Origin of the sequence: Salinisphaera sp. RV14 (assembly GCF_052044135.1) — a bacterium.
Taxonomy (GTDB): Bacteria; Pseudomonadota; Gammaproteobacteria; order Nevskiales; family Salinisphaeraceae; genus Salinisphaera.
The window spans coordinates 71734-96121 of record NZ_JBQDYF010000013.1; the positions used below are offsets into that span (position 1 = coordinate 71734).

The 24388-nt window shown below is 65.0% G+C and carries 18 protein-coding genes and 1 pseudogene; 14 read left to right on the plus strand and 5 right to left on the minus strand.

The features are described from left to right. Positions 1-16: 16 nt before the first annotated feature. Together ACS8Y6_RS13305 and ACS8Y6_RS13310 are read right to left on the minus strand one after the other, a co-directional pair. The gene (locus ACS8Y6_RS13305; protein WP_440849738.1) at positions 17-1108 is read right to left on the minus strand and encodes an ABC transporter ATP-binding protein; all 1092 of its coding nucleotides are present in this window, start codon (positions 1106-1108) and stop codon (positions 17-19) included. A 212-nt stretch (positions 1109-1320) separates the two neighbouring features. Then, entirely contained in the window at positions 1321-2118 is a 798-nt protein-coding gene (locus ACS8Y6_RS13310) for a DeoR/GlpR family DNA-binding transcription regulator (RefSeq protein ID WP_440849737.1), read from the minus strand. Positions 2119-2390: 272 nt separating this feature from the next. Between ACS8Y6_RS13310 and glpD the strand changes: the two genes are divergently transcribed. The 9 genes from glpD to ACS8Y6_RS13355 all read left to right on the plus strand — a co-directional run bounded on the left by glpD (position 2391) and on the right by ACS8Y6_RS13355 (position 12510). Next, positions 2391-3887, plus strand: coding sequence for a glycerol-3-phosphate dehydrogenase (glpD, locus tag ACS8Y6_RS13315; protein WP_440849736.1), 1497 nt, complete (start codon positions 2391-2393; stop codon positions 3885-3887). A gap of 179 nt (positions 3888-4066) precedes the next feature. Beyond that, the gene (glpK, locus tag ACS8Y6_RS13320; RefSeq protein ID WP_440849735.1) at positions 4067-5569 is read left to right on the plus strand and encodes a glycerol kinase GlpK; all 1503 of its coding nucleotides are present in this window, start codon (positions 4067-4069) and stop codon (positions 5567-5569) included. Between the two features lie 252 nt (positions 5570-5821). After that, positions 5822-6487 carry a Fe2+-dependent dioxygenase gene (locus ACS8Y6_RS13325; protein ID WP_440849734.1) on the plus strand — a complete coding sequence of 222 codons (666 nt, stop codon included), beginning with the start codon at positions 5822-5824 and terminating at the stop codon, positions 6485-6487. 366 nt (positions 6488-6853) lie between these two features. Beyond that, positions 6854-8365 (plus strand): aldehyde dehydrogenase family protein, encoded by a 1512-nt coding sequence (locus tag ACS8Y6_RS13330; protein WP_440849733.1) that lies wholly within the window; start codon positions 6854-6856, stop codon positions 8363-8365. Between the two features lie 113 nt (positions 8366-8478). Next, a complete protein-coding gene (locus ACS8Y6_RS13335) occupies positions 8479-8850 on the plus strand; it encodes an ArsR/SmtB family transcription factor (protein WP_440855736.1) in 372 nt (123 codons plus the stop codon). Next, a complete protein-coding gene (arsC, locus tag ACS8Y6_RS13340) occupies positions 8838-9248 on the plus strand; it encodes an arsenate reductase (glutaredoxin) (protein WP_440849731.1) in 411 nt (136 codons plus the stop codon). The genes ACS8Y6_RS13335 and arsC overlap by 13 nt, the downstream gene beginning before the upstream one ends. After that, positions 9248-9976, plus strand: coding sequence for an arsenical resistance protein ArsH (gene arsH, locus ACS8Y6_RS13345; protein WP_440849730.1), 729 nt, complete (start codon positions 9248-9250; stop codon positions 9974-9976). Before arsC ends, arsH begins: the two co-directional genes overlap by 1 nt. A gap of 28 nt (positions 9977-10004) precedes the next feature. Next, positions 10005-11315: an arsenic transporter gene (locus tag ACS8Y6_RS13350; protein WP_440855737.1), complete on the plus strand. Its 1311-nt coding sequence runs from the start codon at positions 10005-10007 to the stop codon at positions 11313-11315. Positions 11316-11556: 241 nt separating this feature from the next. Beyond that, complete coding sequence (locus tag ACS8Y6_RS13355) at positions 11557-12510, plus strand: anion permease (protein WP_440855738.1); 954 nt, start codon at positions 11557-11559, stop codon at positions 12508-12510. 83 nt (positions 12511-12593) lie between these two features. Here the strand turns inward: ACS8Y6_RS13355 and ACS8Y6_RS13360 are convergent, their stop codons facing one another. The 3 genes from ACS8Y6_RS13360 to ACS8Y6_RS13370 all read right to left on the minus strand — a co-directional run bounded on the left by ACS8Y6_RS13360 (position 12594) and on the right by ACS8Y6_RS13370 (position 17588). Beyond that, entirely contained in the window at positions 12594-14396 is a 1803-nt protein-coding gene (locus ACS8Y6_RS13360) for an NAD(P)-binding domain-containing protein (protein ID WP_440855739.1), read from the minus strand. 41 nt (positions 14397-14437) lie between these two features. Further along, positions 14438-15517 (minus strand): 2,3-butanediol dehydrogenase, encoded by a 1080-nt coding sequence (locus ACS8Y6_RS13365; RefSeq protein ID WP_440855740.1) that lies wholly within the window; start codon positions 15515-15517, stop codon positions 14438-14440. A 196-nt stretch (positions 15518-15713) separates the two neighbouring features. After that, positions 15714-17588 carry a sigma-54-dependent Fis family transcriptional regulator gene (locus ACS8Y6_RS13370; protein WP_440849725.1) on the minus strand — a complete coding sequence of 625 codons (1875 nt, stop codon included), beginning with the start codon at positions 17586-17588 and terminating at the stop codon, positions 15714-15716. Between the two features lie 152 nt (positions 17589-17740). Between ACS8Y6_RS13370 and ACS8Y6_RS13375 the strand changes: the two genes are divergently transcribed. The 5 genes and pseudogenes from ACS8Y6_RS13375 to ACS8Y6_RS13395 form a co-directional block, all read left to right on the plus strand. Next, the gene (locus ACS8Y6_RS13375; RefSeq protein WP_440849724.1) at positions 17741-18979 is read left to right on the plus strand and encodes a YeeE/YedE family protein; all 1239 of its coding nucleotides are present in this window, start codon (positions 17741-17743) and stop codon (positions 18977-18979) included. Between the two features lie 165 nt (positions 18980-19144). After that, complete coding sequence (locus ACS8Y6_RS13380) at positions 19145-19900, plus strand: FadR/GntR family transcriptional regulator (RefSeq protein WP_440855741.1); 756 nt, start codon at positions 19145-19147, stop codon at positions 19898-19900. Between the two features lie 501 nt (positions 19901-20401). After that, positions 20402-22135, plus strand: a complete 1734-nt coding sequence (gene araD, locus ACS8Y6_RS13385; protein WP_440855742.1) for an L-arabinonate dehydratase — start codon at positions 20402-20404, stop codon at positions 22133-22135. Between the two features lie 10 nt (positions 22136-22145). Then, positions 22146-22916 carry an SDR family NAD(P)-dependent oxidoreductase gene (locus tag ACS8Y6_RS13390; protein WP_440849718.1) on the plus strand — a complete coding sequence of 257 codons (771 nt, stop codon included), beginning with the start codon at positions 22146-22148 and terminating at the stop codon, positions 22914-22916. A 1-nt stretch (position 22917) separates the two neighbouring features. Next, a pseudogene (locus tag ACS8Y6_RS13395) lies at positions 22918-24072 on the plus strand (fumarylacetoacetate hydrolase family protein); the annotation flags it as partial. Positions 24073-24388: the final 316 nt, after the last annotated feature.

A 24388-nucleotide genomic window follows, 5' to 3' on the forward strand; every position in this document is an offset into this window, starting at 1 on the left:
GGTTGGCTCCCTCGTCTTATCGGTCGGCGCCGGCTTCGGGCGAATGAACCAGCTGCTCGTCATGATCGAAGACGAACAACTTGTCCGGATGGAAACCCAGCGAAAGCGGGGCGCCGAGATCGTGCTGGTGAACGCCCAACTGCACGGCCACCCAGGGCCGGCCTTCCACCTGGCAATGCACGTACGTATCGGAGCCACTGATCTCGGTGACATCCACGGTCGTATCGATGCGCTGGCCGCCGGTATCGGGGTCGGGGTTGACGATTAGATGGGGCGGGCGCACACCGAACAGGTACGAACCGTCGGCCAGCCCGGACAGCGCCGCGGGGCGCGCGGTGCGAAGCAGATCGCCCACGTGCAGCTCATCGCCCCGGATTTCGCCGTTGATGATGTTCATCGGCGGATCGCTGAACACACTGGCCACGTGCGTCGTGGCCGGGGCCGCGTAGACATTCGCCGCGTAGTCGTACTGCAGCAGGCGCCCCTCTTCGAGAACAGCGGTACGGCCGCCGAAGGCCAGCGCTTCCCAGGGATCGGTCGTGGCATAGACCACGATCGAACGGCGACCCTCGAGCGCCTTCGGCAGCTCTTCGCGTAAGGTCTCGCGCAGCTTGTAATCGAGATTGACGAGCGGTTCATCCAGAAGCACCAGCTCGGCGTCGCGAACCAGGGCGCGAGCCATGGCCGTACGCTGTTGTTGCCCACCGGACAACTCGGCCGGCAGACGATCGAGCATCGCTTCGATGTGCAGGCGCTCGGCCTCGGCGCGCACCCGACGATCAATCTCCGAACTCGACACGCCGGCGATTCGCAGGGGCGAGGCAATATTCTCGTACACCGTCAGCGACGGATAGTTGATGAACTGCTGATAGACCATCGCCACATTGCGCTTTCGCACCGGCCGGCCCGTCACATCCGTGCCTTCGACGACAACGCGCCCGCTCGTGGGCTTGTCCAGGCCGGCCATCAGCCGCATCAGCGACGTCTTGCCGGACAGCGTCAGGCCGAGCAACAGCGACAGCGAACCGCTTTCCAGCTCGAGATCCATCGGTGCGATGTGGGTCTCGCCGCCCACGACCTTGGACACATTGTCGAGCACTAGCGACATGGCCACCCTCCTCCAAAGTACCGTCGGCGGCTGCCGACCGCTGCCTCATCCGTATGCATCAAGAGATGCCCCAGTTATCACGTGGATCAGATACGTGTTGACGTCGCGTCAACCGTTATTCGATTCGAGCTTAGTGTTCGAAACCGAACATGAACAACTAGTCAAAAGTCGTAGAGCCCCGAAACGAGCACCCCAAACCACCGTATGCCGCGCTAATCGGCGACATGCACCGATACACCGGCCTCGGCCAGCAGGTCGGCGAGCGGCTTCGGCGGCGCCACATCGGTAAACAGCGCGTCGATGCAGTCCACGATATTGCCGGCCCGCACCAGGGCATGACGGTTGTACTTGGTCTGGTCGGCGAGCAGAAACACGCGCCGGGCATTGGCGATGATCACGCGCAGCAGGCGTACTTCGCGATAATCGAAATCGAACAACGTGCCGTCCGCCTCGATACCGGAGATACTCATCAACGCGTAATCGACCTTGAAATTGTTGAAGAAATCCAGCGTCATCTCGCCGGTCACGCCGGCGTCGATCGAGCGCACCGTGCCCCCGGCGACCATGACCTCGGCATCCTTGGAAGCCGAGAGCATGCCCGCGATCTGCAGATTGTTGGTGATCACGCGCAGCCCCTTGTGTCCGGCCAGTGCCCGCGCGGTTTCCTTGGTCGTGGTCCCCAGGGTGAGAAACAGCGACGCGTGGTCGGGAATCTCGCGCGCCACCAGTTCCGCGATCTTGCGCTTGCCTTCCAGATTGAGCACCTGGCGGGCCTCGTAGGCGAGATTCTCGACGGTCGAGGGCAAACCCGCGCCGCCGTGATAACGCCGCAACAACCCGGCCTTGCACAGCGCATTGACGTCACGACGCGCGGTCTGTTGCGTGATATCGAAACTGCGCGCGAGCGCTTCGATGGCGACGAAGCCCTGCTGCTCCACCAGATCGACGATCTCGCGCTGGCGCGGCGTCGGCGTTTGTTCATCCGAAGCCGGACGATTGGGCGTTGTCACTCCACTCTCTCCTTTCGGATCCGATCAACACGATCCCCGATGTCGCGGCCCATGCTTCGAAGTCGCACCCGTGTTTGTCCCGCCCGGCCCGGGCACCGCCGGGGACCGGCAAACCGCTGGCGTCCTTATGTTCAAGCCCGGGCCGCACAGCACACATACTCGAAATTGCATGTTAGCCGGCTGCTCACCTATCGCCCTCTACAACTTTTGTTGTATTTTTGTTTTCGCTTTCGAACTCTAAGGTTTTAATCCGAACATAAGGCGATCCCGATATGAGCACTCCGCAAACGTATGACCTGATTGTGGTCGGTGGTGGCATCAATGGCGCCGGCATCGCCCGCGACGCCGTGGGTCGAGGCCTTTCGGTTCTGCTGTGCGAGGCAGACGACCTGGCGAGTCATACGTCCTCGGCTTCGACGAAGCTCATTCACGGCGGGCTGCGATACCTCGAGCAGTACGAATTCAAGCTCGTGGCCAAGGCCCTGTCGGAGCGCGAAGTGCTGCTCAAGGCCGCGCCGCACATCATCTGGCCGATGCGATTCATCCTGCCGCATCAAAAGCATCTGCGTCCGGCCTGGATGATCCGTACCGGGCTGTTTCTTTACGACCATCTCGGCGGCCGTCAGACCCTGGCGGGCTCGCACGGCGTGAAATTCGACGACCACCCGGCCGGCGCGCCGCTCAAGCCCGAGTTCAACAAGGGTTTTGTCTACTCGGACGCCTGGGTCCAGGATGCGCGGCTGGTCGTGCTCAACTGCATGGATGCCGCCAACCGCGGCGCCACCATCATGACGCGCACGCGCTGTGAATCCGCCACGCGCGGCGCCGATGGCTGGCAGGTGACACTCAAGACCGCCGCCGGCGAGACCATCGAAGCCAAATCGCGCGGGCTCGCCAACGCCGCCGGCCCCTGGGCGGTGCGTTTCCTCGACGATGTGGCGACGATGAACCACCAGTACGCGCTTCGGCTGATCAAGGGCAGTCACATCGTGGTACCGAAGCTGTTCGATCACGACTACGCCTACATCTTCCAGCAGCCGGACGGACGCATCGTGTTCGCCATTCCCTACGAACAGGATTTCACCCTGATCGGCACCACCGACGTGGAACACGAAGGCGCGCCCGGCAAGGTCGCCATCGAGCAAGACGAGATCGCCTATCTCTGCGAGTCGGCGAACCGCTACTTCGAGCAGTCGATCGCGCCGGACGACGTGGTCTGGAGTTATTCCGGCGTGCGCCCGCTGCTCGACGACCGCGAGGACAACGCCAGCGAGATCACCCGCGATTACCGCATCCAGCTCGATACCGACGGCGCCCCGCTGCTCAACGTCTTCGGCGGCAAGCTGACGACTTTCCGCCGCCTGGCCGAGGACGCCGTCGACCAGATCGCGCCCGAACTCGGCAACCAGCACAAGGCCTGGACCGGCAACGGCCATCCGCTGCCCGGGGGTGAGGAATCCAGGCCGCAGCATCTGTTCGAATCATTGCAGGCCAGTCATCCGTTCATCCCCCTGGGCATGGCGAATCGCATGGTGTTCAACTACGGCACGCGCGTGCGCGATATCGTCGCCGGGGCGAAAAGCCTGGACGACCTGGGCGAGCACTTCGGCGCCGGCCTGTACGCAGCGGAAGTCGATTATCTATGCGAGCACGAATGGGCGCGCACGGCCGAAGACATTATCTGGCGCCGCTCCAAGCTGGGTCTGCGGCTGGCATCCGGCGAGGTGGATCGGCTGACGGCCTATCTGCGCGAGCGTGCCCCCGCCTGAGCACGGCGCCCGATCTGCCGCCGGCTTTGATTCGGGTTACCTTGGGCCGGGCAATCCGCCGTTGAGCGGTTCATCCGCGGCCACCGGGCGGCGTCGCCGGCCGGTCCCGACAAACGCCTGCGATGCGGTGTCGCGCGCATGAAACGAAGCAAGCGCCGCGCGCTTCAAAGGAGAGAGCGATGGACAAGAAATACATACTCGCCATAGACCAGGGCACGACCAGTTCGCGTTCGCTGCTGTTCGACCGCAATGGCCGGATCGCAGGCATCGCGCAACGCGAATTCGAACAGATTTTCCCGCGCCCGGGCTGGGTCGAGCACAATCCGCGCGACATCATGACCAGCGTGCTCACCACGCTCACCGAACTGATCAACAACACCCAGGTCGACGTCTCGGAGATCGCCGGCATCGGCATCACCAATCAACGCGAGACCACGGTCGTCTGGGACAAAAAGACCGGGCAACCGGTGTACAACGCCATCGTCTGGCAATCGCGGCACTCGGCCGAGATCTGCGACGAACTGCGCGAAGCCGGCCATACCGGGATGATCCGCGACAAGACCGGGCTGGTCATCGATGCCTACTTCTCGGGCACCAAGCTGAAGTGGATCTTCGACAACGTGGATGGCGTGAAGGAAAAAGCCGAAAGCGGCGACCTGCTGTTCGGCACCATCGACACCTGGCTGGTCTGGAACCTGACCGGCGGCGACGTGCATGTCACCGACGTGACCAATGCCTCGCGCACGATGATGTTCAACATCCGGGACCGCCAATGGGACCCGCAACTGCTCGAACTATTCGGTGTACCCGAGGCCATGCTGCCGGCGGTGAAGTCGAGCAGCGAAACCTATGGCCACGTTCAGCCCAAGTATTTTTTCGGCAACGAGATTCCCATCGCCGGCATGGCCGGGGACCAGCAGGCCGCCCTGTTCGGCCAGGCCTGCTTCGAGCCGGGCATGGCCAAGAACACCTACGGCACGGGCTGCTTCACGCTGATGAACACCGGCACCGAGGCCACCGCCTCGGAAAACGGTCTGCTGACCACGATCGGCTGGGAGATCGACAGCACCATCGAATACGCCCTCGAAGGCAGTGTTTTCGTGGCCGGCTCCGTGATCCAGTGGTTGCGCGACGGGTTGCGCATGCTGGGCAAATCATCCGATTCGGAAGCCTATGCCGAGCGTGCCGGCGACAATGACGGCGTGTACATGGTGCCCGCATTCACCGGCCTCGGCGCGCCCTACTGGGACAGCAACGTCCGCGGCGCCGTGTTCGGGCTGTCGCGCGGCACCACCAAGGAGCATTTCATACGCGCGGCCGTGGAATCGATCGCCTATCAAAGCGCCGATGTCCTGCGGGCCATGCAGGCCGACGCCGGCCTCAATCTGGCCGAACTGCGTACCGACGGCGGCGCGATCGCGAACGACTTCCTCGCCCAGTTCCAGGCCGACATTCTCGGCGTGGACGTACTGCGCAGCGAAGTCAGCGAAACGACCGCGCTCGGTGCGGCCTATCTGGCCGGCCTGGCCGTGGGCTTCTGGGAATCGCGCGAACAGATCGCCGAGCAATGGGCCATCGAAACGCGTTTCACACCGGCCATGCCGAGCGGCAAACGCGAACAACTCGTCGCCGGCTGGGAGCGCGCGGTACGGGCCACCATGGGCTTTCGCGTGGATTCGTGATGGCCGCCCGCCAACCCACGCCGTTTTTCAGTCACGCATCTCCTCCGATGCGATTGCTTCGCCGGGACCGTCCCGGCGAGGCTTTTCTGCCGGGCCAGGCGCCGCATGCGGCGCGGGCTCATCCCGCTGCCACGGCGCCCGCCGCCAATCTTTATGCGCGCGCGGCCGGGTGCGGTAATGTCAATGCAAGCCGAAGCGCATGCCTGAATTGCGCTCGCACCGGTTCGCGCGTTTCCAAGCCAGGTCAATTCCATGATAACCCAGATCAAGAAACTGCTCGACGAAGCCCAGACCCGCAAGGCACGCGCGTTCGTTGAAAACGCCGAGTTCGTGGAAGGCAAGGCCACCAACCGCGGCTCGAACATCAAGAACAACGAGCAGATCAGCGAGGGCGATTCCGAGCAGTCGGAAATCGGACGACTGGTGGTCCAGGCCCTTCTGAATAACGACGACGTTCTCAACACCGCGTTCCCCCGCGGCATCCCCGGCCCCACCTTCTCCCGCTATCAGCCCGGCATGTACTACGGGCTGCATATGGACGAAGCCATCATGAACACCAAACCGAAACCGTTGCGCACGGATCTGTCGGTCACGGTGTTTCTGTCCGCCGCCGACGAATACGACGGCGGCGAACTCGAACTGTGGACCGGAACCGACCCGCAGCTGGTCAAGCTCGATGCCGGCGACGCGGTGATCTACCCCACCGGCCTCATCCACCAGGTCCGGCCGGTGACCCGCGGCACGCGCTATGCCGCCGTGACCTGGATACAAAGCCAGATCCCCGAGCTCAAACACCGCCAGATTCTGTCGCATTATTATCACCTCGTCGCCCGCATGGGGCACAAGGCCGACGAAACCGATCGCCTGTTGATGGAATCCGTGCGCACCGGGCTGTACCGGATGTGGATGGAACTCTGATCGGCGCACGGGGCGGCGCCTACGGCCCCGCCTGTTCAGCGCCCCGCCCCGCGGCTGGCCCCGCCGGGCGACGATGAGCGCGTTGCTATCGACGACGACGGCTCCGCGCCGCCCGGCCACCATTGGATGGCCTGCGCATGCCGCGCCCCGCGGCGCGCGGGTGTGGCAGCCATGCTGCAACACCTGTGGCGACCGAGGCAGCGGTTTACACCGCAGCCAATGCGTGCAAGGCCGGATTGCAGGGCATCGCGGCGCCCCATTCCAATGGCGCGAAATTTGCGCTATCACAGGGGAACCGGCGTTCAGGAAAACGCGCCGCCTCGCTCCGCGAGCGGAGCATCCAAAACCATAATGAGGAGATCGGTTATGTGCGCAGTCGCAGCCCGTGAAGTCCAACTCGAATCCAGTGTCCGCCAATTCATCGACACCCCACGCAAGATGCTCATCGGCGGCCAATGGGTGGCCGCCGAATCGGGCAAGACCTTCGAGGTCTACAATCCCGCGACCGACCAAGTGGTCGCCCATGCCCAGTCCGCGGCGAAGGCCGATGTCGACAAGGCCGTGAAGGCGGCCCGCAAGGCCTTCGATGATGGGCCGTGGACCCGGATGTCGCCGGCCGAGCGCGGCCGCATCGTCTGGAAGATCGGCGACCTGATCATGGAACACCAGGAAGAGCTCGCCCAGCTGGAAGCACTCGACAACGGCAAGCCCATTTCCATTGCCCGGGCGGCCGACGTGCCGCTGGCCGCCGAACTGTTCCAGTACATGGCCGGCTGGGCGACCAAGCTCAACGGCGAGCAGATCGGCATCACCGTGCCCTACGCGCCCGGCGCCCAGTGGCATGCCTACACCCGCCGCGAGCCGGTGGGTGTATGCGGGCAGATCATTCCCTGGAATTTCCCGCTGCTGATGGCGGCCTGGAAACTCGGCCCGGCCCTGGCCTGCGGGAATACGGTGGTCATGAAACTGGCCGAGGAAACGCCGCTATCCGGCCTGAAGCTTGCCGAAATCATGCAGGAGGCCGGCGTGCCCGACGGCGTGGTCAACATGCTCACCGGCTTCGGCGAGGAGGCCGGCGCGCCGATCGCGGCCCACCCGATGGTCGACAAGATCGCCTTCACCGGCTCGACCGAAGTCGGCCGCCTGATCGTGGATGCGGCCAAGGGCAACCTCAAGAAGGTTTCACTCGAGCTGGGCGGCAAATCGCCGAACATCGTGCTCGATGACGCCGATCTGGAAAAAGCCATTCCAGGCGCGGCCAACGCCATCTTCTTCAACCACGGCCAGTGCTGTGCCGCCGGCTCACGCCTGTTCGTACACGAAAAAGTCTACGACCAGGTGATCGAAGGCGTGGCTGAGTACGCCCGCAACATCAAGCTCGGCCCGGGGCTCGATCCGGAAACCCAGATGGGCCCGCTCGTCTCCCGGACCCAGCTCGAGCGCGTCACCGGTTATCTCGAAGCCGGCCGGAAACAGGGCGCGACGGCTGCCGCCGGCGGTGAACGCGCCGAGGGCGAGGGCTACTTCGTCAAGCCGACGGTGCTGGTCGACGTCTCCGACGAGATGAGCGTCTATCAGGAAGAAATCTTCGGGCCGGTGGTGGCGGCGACGAAGTTCAGGGACGTGGACACCGACCTCATCAAGCGCGCCAACGACACCGTATTCGGCCTGGCCTCGGGCGTCTGGACCCAGGACATCGGCAAGGCACACCAGCTCGCCGCCAAGATCCGGGCCGGCACGGTGTGGGTCAACTGCTACAACATCTTCGACGCCGCCCTGCCCTTCGGCGGCTTCAAGCAGTCCGGCTGGGGCCGCGAGATGGGTGAGCAGGTGCTGAACAACTACACCGAAACCAAGGCCGTCGCCGTGTCGCTCTGACACCTCGCTGCGCGCACCCATCGGCCGGCTCCCTCGCGGGCCGGCTTTTTTGTGCCCGGCGCCGGGGTCAGCCGCCATTGCGCCCGGGTTTATATGTCCATATTATTGGACATATGGACGAATTTGACGCCATCGAGTGTTTCTCGGCGCTCGCCCAGCAAACGCGGCTTGCGGCCTTTCGCCTGCTGGTCCGGCACGAGCCGAATGGCCTGCCGGCGGGTGAAATCGCGCGCCTGCTGGACGTGCCCCACAACACGATGTCGGCGCATCTGGCGGTGCTGACGCGGGCCGGTCTGGCGATGTCGCAACGCCACAGCCGATCCATCGTCTACCGCGCGGACCTGACGCACATGCAGGACACCGTGCGCTTTCTCGTGCGCGACTGCTGCGCCGGCCGCCCCGAAATCTGCGAACCATTGCTGGATTCGCTGGCCGAATCCGCCCCGGCGCCCGACAACCGAAAGGACCCGCCATGCAACCGATGATTTACCACAACCCCAACTGCGGCACCTCGCGCAATACGCTGGCGATGATCGAGGCCTCCGGCGAGACGCCCGAGATCGTCGAATATGTCGATAATCCCCCGTCGCGGGCGCGCCTGCTCTGGCTGCTCGAGCAAATGAACATGCCCCCGCGCGACCTGCTGCGCCGCAAGGGCACGCCGTACGACGACCTCGGGCTGGACGATCCTGCTCTCACCGACGCGCAACTGATCGACGCCATGCTGGCCCATCCGATCCTGATCAACCGGCCGATCGTGGTGACCGACAAGGGGGTGTGCCTGTGCCGCCCGTCGGAGCGCGTGCTGGACCTGCTGGATGCGCCGGTCGGCCGTTTCACGAAGGAAGACGGCGAAGTCGTCACGCACTCGCAGAGCGCGTGATGGTCGATCATTTCAGTCTTCACGATCTGCCGAATATCGATCCGGACGCGCTGCACCCCATTGATATCGACGCACTGGTCGGCCCGGATGCCGCCCGGCACGCGCCGCGCATTCTGATCCTCTACGGCTCGCTCAGAGCGCGCTCCTACTCGCGCTTTCTGGCCGAGGAAGCGGCCCGCCTGCTGCGCTGGTTCGGCTGTGAGGTGCGGCTATTCGACCCAGCCGGCCTGCCCCTGCCGGACGATGCCGAGGCCGATCATCCGAAGGTACAGGCGCTGCGCGACCTGGCGACCTGGTCGGAAGGCATGGTGTGGATCAGCCCGGAACGTCACGGCGCGATGACCGGCATCATGAAAACCCAGATCGACTGGATACCGCTGTCGCTGGGCGGGGTCCGGCCCACCCAGGGCAAGACGCTGGCGGTCATGGAAGTTTCGGGCGGCAGCCAGAGCTTCAACGCGGTCAACCAACTGCGGGTACTGGGCCGCTGGATGCGCATGGTCACAATCCCGAACCAGTCCTCGGTGCCCAAGGCATTCGGCGAGTTCGACGACGACGGCCGCATGAAGGATTCGCCCCTGTATCGACGCGTGGTCGACGTCTGCGAGGAACTTGTGAAATTCACCTGGCTGATGCGCGACCGCGGCGATTATCTGACCCGCCGCTACTCCGAACGCGTGGAAAGCGCCGAACAGACGTCCAAACGCGTCAATCAAGTCGCGCACTGAATCGCTTTTCTCCTCCGGAGTTTCCGCCATGCTGGCGCTCGCCATCTTCATCGTCACCCTCGTGCTCGTCATCTGGCAGCCGAAGAATCTCGGCATCGGCTGGAGCGCGCTGGGCGGTGCCGCCGTGGCCCTGGCCACCGGCGTGGTGCACGGGTCCGACGTTGCCGTGGTCTGGCATATCGTCTGGGATGCCACCTTCACGTTCGTCGCGCTGATCATCATTTCGCTGATTCTCGACGAAGCCGGCTTTTTCTCCTGGGCGGCGCTGCATATCGCGCGCTGGGGCAACGGGCGCGGGCATTTACTGTTCCCGCTCGTCGTACTGCTGGGTGCCGTGATCGCCGCGTTCTTTGCCAACGACGGCGCCGCCCTGCTGCTCACGCCGATCGTGATCGCGATTCTGGTCCGGCTGGAAATCTCCGCCGCGGCGGCCCTTGCCTTCATCATCGCCACCGGCTTCATCGCCGATACCGCCAGCCTGCCGCTGGTGATCTCCAATCTGGTGAATATCGTCAGCGCCAATTTCTTCGGCGTCTCGTTCGATCGCTATGCCATCGTCATGGTGCCGGTCGACCTGGTGTCGATCACCGCCACGCTGGCCGTGCTCTGGCTGGCCTTCGGCCGCCGGATGCCACGGCGCTATCCGATCGACGCGCTGGCGACGCCGGCCAGCGCGATCGTCGACCCGCAGGTATTCCGCGCCGCCATGCCGGTGCTGGCAGCGCTGCTCGTGGCTTATTTCGTCCTTGCGCGTTGGCATGTGCCTTACTGCCTCGTGACCGGTAGCGGCGCCCTGGCCCTGCTCGCCATCGCCGGGCGCTGGTGGCGCGGCGGGCGCGGGGCCCGTGTTCCGCTCGGCCCGGTCATGCGGAACGCGCCCTGGCAGATCGTGCTGTTCTCGATCGGGATGTATCTGGTGGTCTACGGGCTGGGCCGGGCCGGACTGACCGATTACGGCGCGACCGTGCTCGACTGGCTGGGGGCGCAAGGCGCGATCGTGGCCACGCTCGGCACGGGGTTTCTATCGGCCTTCGTGGCCTCGGTGATGAACAATCTGCCGTCGACGCTCGTCGGCGCGCTGGCCATCAAGCAGGCCCAGGTGCCGGAGCTCACCCGCGAGCTGATGCTCTATGCCAATGTGATCGGCAACGACCTCGGCCCCAAATTCACCCCGATCGGCAGCCTGGCCACCCTGTTGTGGCTGCATGTGCTGGCCAACAAGGGCCACCGCATCGGCTGGGGTCAATACATGAAGGTGGGGCTGGTGCTCACGCCGCCCGTACTGCTGGCCACACTCATGGCTCTGGCGATCTGGCTGCCGCTGGTGGCGTCACCGTGAACGAAACCGGTCGACCGCTTCCGCGCCAGCCCGGTTCGCAGTCGACCTCAGGCGGGCGAAGCACCAGGCGGGGCAGCCCCGCACCCGCGACGGGGCCCGCCGCCATCATGGCGCTGCCCCTTGGTCATGAAAAAATCATCGCCGGTCCGCAGCCTGACGGCGCCTGCGGGCGCTCGCGGCGGGCACGGCTCCGCTTGACGCCTTCGGCCAGGATCATTGCCAACCATAGACCGGAGGCCACATGAGCCTGATCGCGATCGCGTTGATTGTCGTGGCGTTCGCCTTTGCCTGGAGCATGGGCGCGCACTACACCGGCGCCTGCATGGGCATGCCGTATGCGGCGAACACGATTCGCCTGCGGCCAGCGCTGGGGCTGATGGCACTCTTCACCCTGCTAGGCGCGACCTTCCTGAGTCACGCCGTACTCACCACGGTCGGTCACGGCATCGTCGGCGCGCCACGAATCAGCGTTGGCGCGGCGTTGTGCATCGTCGCCGTCGCCTTCGCGCTCACGACCTGCTTCAATCTGTTGCGCATCCCCACCTCCACCATTCAGATTCTCGTGTTCGCGGTGGCCGGTGTCGGCATGTCGCTCGGTCTGCCCATCCGTTGGGGCACGATTGCGCGCCTGGTGGTGCTGTGGGCAGCCGCGCCGCTGGTGGCCCTGGTGTTGGGGTTTGTCTTCACGCATATCCTGAGTCGATGGCCCGCGGCCGGGAGCCAAGGCCATCCGGCCATCGCCCGCGCCCTGCTGGCGGTCGGTGTCCTCGCCTCGCTGACCATGGGCGCCAACGACGTGTCCAACGCCACTGCCGTGTTTCTCAGTACGCATCTGTTCGGGGTATTCGCGGCGGCTTTCGTGGGCGGCCTGGGCCTGGCGCTGGGCGTGCTGACCTGGGGCAAGCCGCTGCTGGAAAAAGTGGCGTTCGATGTCGTGAAGATGGACCTGCCGATGGCCACCGCCGCACAGGGTGTGCAGGCGATGGTGGTCCTCGCGGCGGTGGCTTTTGGCTACCTGACGTCGATGAATCAGGCACTCGTGGGGGCCATGGCCGGCGCCGGGCTGGCCCGCGGACGCGACACCGTACAGTGGCCGGCGGTGAAGGGGATTTTGAAAGGCTGGCTGATCGGGCCGAGCGCCGGGTTCCTGTGCGGCTATGGCGCCGCATTCATTGTGCGCTGGACCGGAGGCTGAACGGGCCTTGCCCGCCGGTTCCGCTCCCGGGCCGGTCGAAAAAATGCGGGGCCGGAGCCCCGCAAAGTCCGGAGGAGCCGGAATCAGCTCAGGTGATGGGTTTCCTGCAGGCCATAGACCGGGGTCGGAATGCCTTCCATCCGGGCCTTGAGCTGCAGTGCCAGGTAATGGGAATAGTGGCGCGACTGGGCCAGATTGCCACCGTGGAACCACAGGCCTTCCTGCCGGGTCGGTTTCCACATGTTGCGCTGTTCGCCTTCCCACGGCCCGGGGTCCTTGGGCGTATCGGAGCCCAGCCCCCAGACCTTGCCGACCTTGTCGGCCACGTCCTGTGAGATCAGATCGGCCGCCCAGCCATTCATCGAACCATAACCGGTGGCATAGATGACGACATCGGCCGGCAGTTCACGGCCATCCTCGAGCACGACACTGTGCTCGGTCAGTTCCTTCACATCGGCGCCGCTGGCCAGCTTGATCCGGCCATCGATGATGAGCTGGGACGCGCCGACGTCGATGTAGTAGCCGGACGCTCGCCGCAGATACTTCATGAACAGGCCGGAATCGTCCGGCCCGAAATCGAGCATGAAGCCGGCGTCTTCCAACTGTCGATAGAACTCGGCGTCTTCCGCGCGGATGGCATCGAAGATCGGCTTCTGGAAGTCGGCCATGATCGCGTAGGGAATGGAGGCAAACAGCAGATCGGCCTTTTCCGTGGTGATGCCGTTGGCCACGGCCTCCTCGGAATACAGCGGGCCCAGCGCATGCTTCATCAGCGATTCAGAGCGCGAGATGTGCGTGGATGATCGTTGCACCATCGTCACATCGAGCCCGTGCTCGGCCAGCGCCGCACAGATGTCGTGCGCCGAGTTGTTGGCGCCGATCACCACCACCTGTTTGCCTTCCATCCCGTCCGGCCCGGGGTGCTCCGAGGAATGCTGCTGGATACCCTGGAAGCGATCCTGGCCCGCGATGGCCGGCCTGTTCGGCTTGGCCGACATGCCGGTGGCCAGCACCAGCTGCTTCGGCTTCAGGGTGATTTCTTCGCCGTCTTTGTCGACCACGACGGTCCAGGTCTGAGTCGCTTCGTCGTAGCTGGCGCGCTTGGCCTCAGTCGAACCCCAGAAGTTCAGTTCCATGACCTTGGCGTACATCTCCAACCAGTCGCCGACCTTGTCCTTGGGCGAGAACACCGGCCAGTTATCGGGGAATTTGATGTACGGCAGATGGTCGTACCACACCGGGTCGTGCAGACACAGCGACTTGTAACGCTTGCGCCAGGAATCCCCCGGACGTTCGTTCTTCTCGACGATGAGCGCCGGCACGCCGTGCTGGCGCAGGCGTGCGGCGAGCGCAATGCCCCCCTGCCCACCGCCAATGATCAGCACATAGGGCTGGGTAGTCACGCCGAGCTCGGCCAGCTCGGCCTCCCGCTCCTCGGCCCAGGTGGGCTCGCCCTGGTGTTCGCCGTGTTTGGCACCCAAGGGACGCGAATGGCCTTTCGGCTCCTCGTACCCCTTGAGTTCGTGCATCGTCGTGAGCAAGGTCCAAATCAGGCCGTTCTTGAGCCGGATATAGCCGTAACCACGCGCCACGCCCGTATCGAATTCGATGAAGCCTTCGGTGATGCCGTCGGCATGCGCGGGCTCCTCGTTGTCGTCCACGGTCCAGTCGGCGGGCTGTACGTCGTCGAGCCGGTTTTCCAGCATGTCGCGAATTTGTGCCTTGCCTTCGACCGTCTTGATGTTCCAGGTGAAGGCAACGAGATCGCGCCAATAGCAGTCGTCGGCGAAAAGCTCCAGCGCCTCGTCGATATTTCGATTGATAAGCGCCTTGTTGAGCGCCGACAGCACGTTCTGGATCTTGGTGCCTGCGGCAGTGTCCAGCATGGTTTTCTCCTCTGTGTTTCGCTGTTGTCGGAATAATCGGGTCAGGCCGCGTTCTCGAGATCAATCAGGATCTTGAGTTCGGTGCCGGCCGGGTCGAGCAGCGCGTCGAAGCCGTGTGCGACCGCCTCGTCGAGTGGGATACGGCGCGTCACCGCCCGTTCCGACGGGATCTGTCCGCTGGCGATCAGCCGGCAGACACGCGGCCAGTACCAGGTCGGGTAGCACCACGAGCCGCGTACGTCGATGTCCTTGAACGTCACATCGAACCAGTTGAGCGGGTTTTCGCCCGCATGCAGCCCGGTCTGCACGATCGTGCCCTGCTTGCGTACGGCGTCGAGCGCCGACTTCAGCGCGTGCTCGTTGCCGGCGCATTCGATCGCCACATCGCAGCCGACATGGCCTTCAGTGTGATCGCGTACCACGTCGCCCACCGATTCGCTCCGGGCATTGATGGGGATCACGCCCGGCACGGCTTGCTCGGCCAGCGCCAGTCGGGTCGGGTTCACGTCCGAGACGAACAGCTGGGTCGCCCCGGCAGCCCGCGCCGCGAGCAGCATCAAAATGCCGATCGGGCCAGAACCGGCCACCAGAACACTGCTGCCGGCGGATACTTCGCCCCGATCGCAGGCATAGACCGCGACCGCGGTCGGCTCGACCAGCGCGGCCTGCTCGTCGGTCATGGCCTCGGGAATCACCTGCACGTTGTAGTCGTTGACCAGCGCGCCACCCGACATCCCGCCGTAATCCCAGGACAGGCCCACCAGCGCCAAGCGCTCGGACAAATGAAACAACCCGCGATCGGCGAAATAATCGCCGGCACGCGGCATGATCAGCGGTTGGATCGAAATCCGATCACCGACCGCGGCGTTGGTCACGCCGTCGCCCACGGCGGTCACCACCCCACCGAATTCGTGGCCCAGCGTCTGCGGTAGCTGCGCTTTCGAATAGGGATGGGGCGCGGTCGGAATGAAAATGGGCCCGTAGGCGTATTCATGCAGATCGGTACCGCAGATGCCGCAGAAGCGGTTGGCGACGACGACCTGACCTGGTGCCGGATCATGCGGGGGCTCGACTTCCTCGAGCCGTAAATCCCGGGCGGCGTGGAATCGCAGTGCTTTCATCGATCTCCTCATTCGCAGGGTGGACCGTGTCGCTGACATGGCGCGCAAACGCGCTCTGGAGAAGATATGGCAAGCGTCGTGCCGTTAATTCATCACCTTGTTTTAAAACAATTATTCATCAGGGTATGCGGCCACGGTCGCGGCGCGTGCCACAGGGTGTTGCCACAGGTGTGGCAGTCGATTGCGGACCGAAAAATCAGTGCGTACGCAGGCGTTTGAGGCGGCGATGAACCGTCGTACGGTCCACGCCGAGCCGGCGTGCGAGTTCCGAAACATTACCGCCGCACTCGGCCAGCCGGGCTTCCAGGCCGGCACATGCCGACGACACGCCGATCTCGTCGGGCAGGTCGTGCATTTCGATGGTCGGCGGCTCGCACAGGGCCGCGGCCACCGCCAGTGCGTTACGCAGTTCGCGCACGTTGCCGGGCCAATGATGCGCCGCCAGCCGGCGCCGCGCCGGCCCGGAAAGACGATATCGCTCGCCGTGCTCGGCGCCGAGTTCGGCCAGGATCGTATCGGCCAACGTATTGAAATCGCCGCGCTCGCGCAGTGGCGGCAGTTTCAGCACGGCGGCGTTGAGCCGGTAATACAGATCCTCACGGAAATCGCCGGTCGCCACCCGGTCGGCCAGTGGCGCATGGGTCGCGGAGATCAGATGAATATCGACAGGACGCGATTCCAGCGCGCCGACCGGGGTCACGCAGCGTTCGGCCAGCACGCGCAGCAGCCGGCTCTGCAGCGCCAGCGGCATATCGCCGATTTCGTCGAGAAACAGCGTGCCGCCGTTGGCGGCGTCGATCAGCCCGCGCTTGCCTCCCTTGGCCGCGCCGGTGAAGGCATTCGGCGCATAGCCGAACAGCTCGGATTCGATCAGATGCTCGGGGATCGCCGCGCAGTTCACCGCGACGAACGGGCCCGGGTCGGGGCGCGCGGCATGCACGGCGCGGGCGAACACCTCCTTGCCGGTGCCGGTTTCGCCCTGGATCAGCACCGGTAGATCACGCCGGGCGAACCGGGCAGCGCGGCGTGCCAGGCGCGTCATCGTCTCATCCGCGCCGGCCAGGCGAGCCAGCGAGTCCGGCATGTCATCGCGCGGCGCCGGCACGGTGGCACGAAGGGTTTTCGGCGCACGCGTTGCCGGCGGCTCGGCACTGGCGAACAGGCGCGGCTGGCCGCCGGCGAACAGGAGCCGATCACGGGCCGATTGGCCACGCATGTACTGATCGAGCATCTCGGCATCCAGGTCGAACAGGGTATCGATCGGCTGGCCGATCAGTTCCGCGCCACTGTGCTCGGTCAGGCCGATGCGCTGCGACAAGGCGCTGAACGCCGCATGCGTCATGCCGCGGATCTGCCCGCCGCCATCCACGGCGATGGCGGCTTCCGGATCGCTGTCGATGAAATCGGGCGAACGCGACAGGCGCAGCAGCCAGTGCCCTTCGGCCTGGCTCATCAGGTTGGCCAGTTCCACCCGCCGCGCGGTGGCGATCACCAGATGCCGCGCCAGCTGCTGGCTCGACCGTGGTACGGCCGAGCGCAGCTGCGAGATATCCACCACCGCCACCAGTTCGCCCAGGGTGTCGAATACGGGCGCGGCCGAACAGGTGAGCCCGATATGCGCCGGATCGAAATGATCGTCCCGGTGCACGGTGATCGGCTGACGCGAGACCAGGCAGGCGCCTACCGCACATGTCCCGCTTCGATCCTCGGCCCAGTCCGCGCCCAGGTACAGGCCGGCATCGCGCAGCGCCGGATCGAGCTTGGGGTTGCGGTAGTGCGCCACGGACACGCCGCGCGCATCGGACAACAACAGCACGTAGTTGTGCCCCGCCACCTGCTCGTAAAGATGATCCAGCGCAGCGCGGCTTATGCGGATCAGTTCCTCCGCCTGCTGCTGGTGCTCGCGCAATTCGGAGCCCGGCACGATGTAGGCATTGCCGCGCTGGCTCGGATCGAGTCGATATTCGTGCAGGCAACGCAGCCAGGAATTGACCACCAGGCCATCCCGGCTGGATGGCTGTCCGGCGGCAACGCGCTCGATTTCCTTCAGATGGGCACTGATCGCCGACATGGCCTCACCTCCGGCCCGACGATGTCACCGCGCGCGGCGCGCGTGCTACCCGACGTTAGTCGGCCGCCGCCCGGGTACTTTTCACATCGACGGCAAGGCCCGGTATTGGCAGCGGCGATACAATGATTCCATCACGTGCAATCGATTGGATCATGTCGGATATTCGCAATCCCGAGCGCCCGGCGCGCGCGCTCGAAATACCGCCGGCGCCCCGGACGGGCGCGACCGCCATCGCGGGCGGCATCAGTCTCGCGCTGCTCGCCGTGCTGTTTGCCGGCTATGGCTTCGCGCAGGGCGTTCTTTATGTCGTGGCGCTCGGCCTGGGCGTCGCGCTCTACCATGCGCGCTTCGGCTTCACCTCGGCATTCCGCCAGCTCATGGCCGTCGGCCAGGGGCAGACGCTGCGCGCGCATATGCTCATGCTGGCGGTGGCGAGCCTTTTATTCGCGCCGCTGATGGCGCTCGGCACCACCGCCTTCGGCGGCCCGTTGTCGGGTTATGTCTTTCCGGTGGGGCTGTCGGTCGCCTTCGGCGGGTTCATCTTCTGCATCGGCATGCAGCTCGGTGGCGCCTGCGCATCGGGCTCGCTGTATACGGTCGGCTCCGGCCAGACCTCGATCCTGATCACGCTGTTCGGCTTCATCGTCGGCTCGGTCTGGGGTGCCCACGATTTCGGCTTCTGGCTGCAGCCGGACTTCGTCTGGAAGAAGATTTCGCTGGCCGATACGTCCTGGGGCTATACCGGCGCGGTGATTCTGCAGTTCATCATCATCGGCGCGATCGTGGCCGCGACCTGGCTGGTCGAGCGCCGGCTGAATCCGCCGCCACGCAAGGGTCCGCCAAGCGAACGGGGGCTTAAGCGCGTACTGCGCGGCGCCTGGCCGCTCTGGGCCGGCGCCCTCGCGCTCGCCGTGCTCAACGCGGCCACGCTCTGGCTGTCCGGCAAACCGTGGGGCATAACCAGTGCGTTCGCGCTCTGGGGGTCGCAGGCACTGTCGGCGCTGGGCGTGGATGTCGGCAGCTGGTATTACTGGTCCGGCCCGCATGCCGGCGGCCTGCACACCCCCATTCTGTCCGACCGCACCAGTGTGATGGACATCGGCATCATCTTCGGTGCGATGGCCGCCTCGGCCTGGGGCGGCACGTTCAGGATCGCCACCGACCTGCCCTGGCGCATCATCGCGGCCCGCCTGATCGGCGGCGTGCTCATGGGCTACGGCGCCCGGATCGCCTTCGGGTGCAATATTGGCGCCTACTTCGGCGGTATCGCCTCGTTTTCGCTGCACGGCTGGCTTTGGGGCGCGGTCGGTCTGCTGGGCACCGTGGTCGGCATCAAGTTGCGGCCCGTGTTCGGCATGAGCGTTCCAAAACTGAGCGACAGCAGTTGCTGACAACGGGCGCCGCGGCCGCCCGGTCGAGCTTCCGGGCGCGTCGGAATCGTTCACGCGGGCCGGTTCTGCAAGGGCTGGCACGCCGGGGACGGGGCCATGGCGTGCTAACATCCAATGCCAAGCTCTGCGACCCCATCGCCCGCTCAACCGCTCGCCCGACACTTCATGAGTACGACCCGTTTGCCTCGCAGCGATTTCAACCTGACCGATCGGCTCGTATCCGATATTTTCTCGGGGCGCTACAAGCCGGGCGATTTCATTCCCAAGGAAATGCAGATCTGCGAGCAGTTCAACCTGAGCCGGACGGTGGTGCGGCGTCATCTTTCCCAGCTTGTGGACGGCGGTATCATCGAGCGGATATCCGGCTATGGATCGCGCGTTCGCGAGTACTCGGAGTGGCACATCCTCGATCCGCTCGTCACCGATTGGATGACGCGCTTTGCCGCCCCCAACGAGGAAATTCAACGCGAGGTGCTGTCATTTCGCCTGAGCGTTGAACCCCATGTGGCCATGGCCGCCACCCGCCAGGCCAACGCCCACGACCTGGTCGCGATCGAGGAAGCCTTCAACGGCATGGCCCGCACGCTCAAGGAAGCCAAGAGCGGCGAACGACGACGCCTGGATAGCGAGTCGGACGTGGCCTTTCATGTGGCCATCTTCCGTGCGACGCACAACATCGTCTGGTCTCAGCTGTCGCATATCCTCCGCCCCTCGATTCACCTCCTCGTGGTCGAGTCGAACGTCAGCGCAAGCGATCCCGAAGACAGTCTCGAGCGTCATCGGCGACTGATGGAAGCGATCCGCATGCGCAAGGTCGAGGATGCCTTCTACGCCGCCCATGCGATTCTGGAAGGTACGAGCCTCGCCCTGGGCCTCGCGCACACGCGCCCGGAAGTCATTCCAGTCAGGCCCGGCGACTGAGCGCCGCCTGGCTCGCCACCAACGCGGCGAGTCGACGAAACAGGCCGCTCGAATACGGACGCGCGACGCACGGTAATTGGCAATGCTGTTGCCACCGCTGCCCGATCACGCCGCGCGCGCCGCAAGTGACAACCCTTTCATGGCTCGTTTCCCCGGGCCGGGCTGGCACACCCGCCGGACGATAAAGCGCAGGCGGCAACATACGCATGACGACGGCCGGCACCCAACTGCCGACCGCCCGGAATGCGACTGCAAAAAGTGCGACGCATGGCGCTCCCCGGAGCCCCGTTGCCGATTCACGCAGCGCCGCAACCAGCGGGCTCAGCCATACCCGACCGAGCGGCAACCGCAACGAAGCAAGCGTCGGCGGCGGCCGTATCGAGCCATTCCGCTGGCTGCGATGCTCGCCACATCAAGCGAGCCCCTGCATTAAAACGAAAGTCTATGTTGAACATATCTCCAACATGTCTGACATTAGTTGCCTGCTACAGGAGTTAGATGATGAGCGACGGACAGAACGGTAATCCCAAACGCCGATCCCAGGCCTGGTTCGGCGGCCACGACCGCGACGGCTTCCTGCACCGGAGCTGGATGAAGAACAGCGGGCTGCCCGACGATGCATTCGATGGCCGGCCGGTGATCGGGATCTGCAACACCTTCTCCGAATTCACCCCGTGCAACGCGCATTTCCGGGGTCTGGTCGAGCACATCAAGCGCGGCATTCTGGATGCCGGCGGTACGCCGCTGGAATTCCCGGTGTTTTCCTGCGGCGAGACGCTGCTGCGCCCGACCGCCATGCTGTTTCGCAACCTCGCGGCCATGGACACCGAAGAAGCCATCCGCGCCAACCCGATGGACGGCGTGGTGCTGATGTGCGGCTGCGACAAGACCACGCCCTCGCTGATGATGGGCGCGGCCAGCTGCGATCTGCCCACCCTGGTGGTTTCCGGCGGGCCCATGCTCAACGGCCGCTTCAAGGGGCGTCAGCTCGGCTCCGGCACCGACGTCTGGAAGTTCTCCGAGGACGTCCGCGCCGGCAAGATGTCGCTGGATGATTTTCTCGCCGCGGAATCCGGCATGCATCGCTCGGCCGGGCACTGCATGACCATGGGCACGGCCTCCACAATGGCCTCGATGGCCGAGTCGCTGGGCATGGCCCTGCCCGGCAACGCCGCGTTTCCCGCGGTGGATGCGCACCGCAACCGGCTCGGCCGCATGTCGGGCCGGCGTATCGTGGAAATGGTCGAGGAAGACCTCAAGCCATCCAGGATTCTTACCCGCAAGGCGTTCGAGAACGCGATCCGCACCAACGGCGCGATCGGCGGCTCGACCAACGCCGTGATTCACCTGCTGGCGCTCGCGCGCCGGGTCGGCGTCGACATGCATCTGTCGGATTGGGACAAGCTCGGCCACGACGTGCCTTGCCTGGTCGACCTGATGCCCTCGGGCCGCTTCCTGATGGAGGATTTCTGTTACGCGGGCGGTCTGCCGGCGCTGATGAAGCAGATCGAGGATCTGCTGCACACCGACGCGCTGACCGTGAACGGCCATACCGTCGGCGAGAACCTGGCCGACGTGGAATGCTTCGATCATGAAGTGATCCGCAAGCGCGACAATCCGGTCAACGAGCGGGGCGGCATCGCCGTGCTCAAGGGCAATCTCGCCCCGGACGGCGCCGTGCTGAAACCCTCGGCGGCCACCGCCGAACTCATGACCCATCGCGGCCGGGCCGTGGTGTTCGAATCGATCGAGGACTACAAGGCCCGGGTCGACGATCCCGATCTGGATATCGACGAAACCTGTGTCATGGTGCTCAAGGGCGCGGGCCCGAAGGGTTACCCGGGCATGGCCGAAGTGGGCAATATGCCGCTGCCGACCAAGATTCTGGAAAAAGGCGTGCGCGACATGGTGCGCGTGTCCGATGCCCGCATGTCGGGCACCGCGTTCGGTACGGTGGTGCTGCATGTCTCGCCCGAATCGGCCGCCGGCGGTCCGCTGGCCCTGGTCGAGAACGGCGACATGATCGAGCTGGACGTCGACAACCGCCGCCTGCATCTGGACGTGGACGACGCCGAACTCGAAGCGCGTCGCAAGCGTTGGACCGCCCCGCCGCCGGCGATGGACAGCGGTTACCAGAAACTGTACTTCGACCACGTGCAGCAAGCCGATCTCGGCGCCGATCTGGACTTTCTGGGCGGTTGCCGCGGCGCGGCGATCCCGCGGGAAAACCACTGATCGGCCCGCTATGAGTCAATCCGCAATCTATCCCAGCCTGGAAGGCCGAACGGCATTCGTGACCGGCGGCGGCAGCGGAATCGGAGCCGAAGTGGTTTCGGCGCTGGCACGGCAAAAGGCGAACGTCCACTTCGTGGATATCGACGAGGCCGCCAGCGAGGCGCTGGTCGACCGGTTGCAGCGGGAGTCGAGCATCTATCGCGTGGCGTTCACGCCCTGCGATATTCGCGACGTGGACCGCCTCCAGCAGACGATTCGCAACGTCGAGGTCGAACACGGCGCGATTCGCGTGCTGATCAACAATGCCGCCAACGACGATCGCCACGACTGGCAGTCCGTGACCCCCGACTACTGGGACGAGCGCATGGCGATCAATCTGCGCCCGCAGTTCTTCGCCATTCAGGCGGCAGCCCCCGGGATGGCTAAAGCCGGGGGCGGTTCGATCATCAACTTCGGATCGATCAGCTGGAAGGTCGCCCTCGGCGGCATGCCGGGCTATACCACGGCCAAGGCCGCCATCCACGGCCTGACCCGCGGCATGGCGCGCGATCTGGGCGAATCCAATATCCGCGTCAATACGATCATTCCGGGCGCCATCATCACCGAGCGTCAGCTCGACAAGTGGATCACACCCGAGGACGAGGCCCGGATCCAGGCCAACCAGTGCCTCAAGCAACGATTACTACCCGAGCACGTCGCGCCGACCGTGCTGTTTCTCGCCGCCGACGACAGCGCCGGCTGCACCGCCCACGAATATTTTATCGACGCCGGTTGGGGCTGAAATGGATCTGATCGAACTGTCCGATTGTCTGCCACAGGATCTGGACCGGGCCGTACTCGTCGGCCGCGTCTGGCGCACGGCCCCGATCGACGGTCCGGCCCTGATCGCCGTGCGCGGCGGCGAGGTCGTGGACATCAGCGCTCATGGCCCGACCATGACCGATCTGCTCGATCGCGACGATCTGCTCGAGGTCGCCGCGCGGGCGCCGGGCGAGGCGCTCGGCAACGTACGCGACTGGCTCACCCAGTCGCTGGAAACCGATTCCGGCGAGCGCCTGCTCGCCCCGGTCGACCTGGCCGCGGTCAAGGCTTGCGGTGTGACCTTCGCGGTCAGCCTGCTGGAGCGCGTGATCGAGGAACAGGCCGGCGGCGATCCGGCCAAGGCAGCCGAAGTTCGCAGCCAGCTGCACGAACTCATCGGCGAGGATCTGTCGCAGATCGTGCCGGGATCGGACGCCGCCATGGAACTCAAGAAGGCGCTGATCGAACGCGGCGCCTGGTCGCAGTATCTGGAAGTCGGCATCGGCCCGGACGCCGAAGTCTTCTCCAAATGCCAGCCCATGGCGGCGGTCGGTTTCGGCGCCGAGGTCGGGCTACACCCGTCGTCGGCCTGGAACAACCCCGAGCCGGAGATCGTGCTGGCGGTGGATTCCACCGGACGCACCCGGGGTGCCACGCTCGGCAACGACGTCAATCTGCGCGACCTGGAAGGCCGCAGCGCCCTGTTGCTGTCCAAGGCCAAGGACAACAACGGCTCGGCCTCGCTCGGCCCGTTCATTCGTCTGTTCGATGATCATTTCGATATCGATGACGTGCGCTCGGCACGCGTGCGGCTGGTCATCGAAGGCGCGGACGACGGTTTCCGGCTCGACGATGCGTCCGACATGCGCGAGATCAGCCGCGATCCGCTGGATCTCGTATCGCAAGCGCATGGTTCGCATCACCAGTATCCGGACGGCTTCGTGCTGTATCTCGGCACGATGTTCTCGCCCACGCTCGATCGCGACGGCGAAGGTCAGGGTTTCACGCACCACATCGGCGACCGCGTGACCATCGCCACGCCCACGCTCGGCGCACTCGTCAATCGCGTGAACCGCAGCGACGCCATTCCGCCGTGGACCTTCGGCGCACGCCGTCTTTTCGAACATCTCGCGCGGGGGCGGCAGGGCAGCGCCCCGCAATCGAACGACACCGCTTTCAATCAGGAGTCCGCCATGCCCGAACTCACCGGCCAGCAATTCATTGGCGGCGCCCGCGTGGCAGTCGGCCAGAACACGCTTGCCAGCCGTGCAGCCGAGGACAACGCCCCTTATAAACAGGATTTCTTCGAGGCCACCCCGGAGGAAGTCACCGCGGCGGCCCAGGCCGCCCATGACGCCTTCGATACCTTCTCCACCACCGATCCGGAAACCCGCGCGGCGTTTCTCGAAGCCTGTGCCGACGAGATCGAAGCGCTCGGCGATACGGTCATTC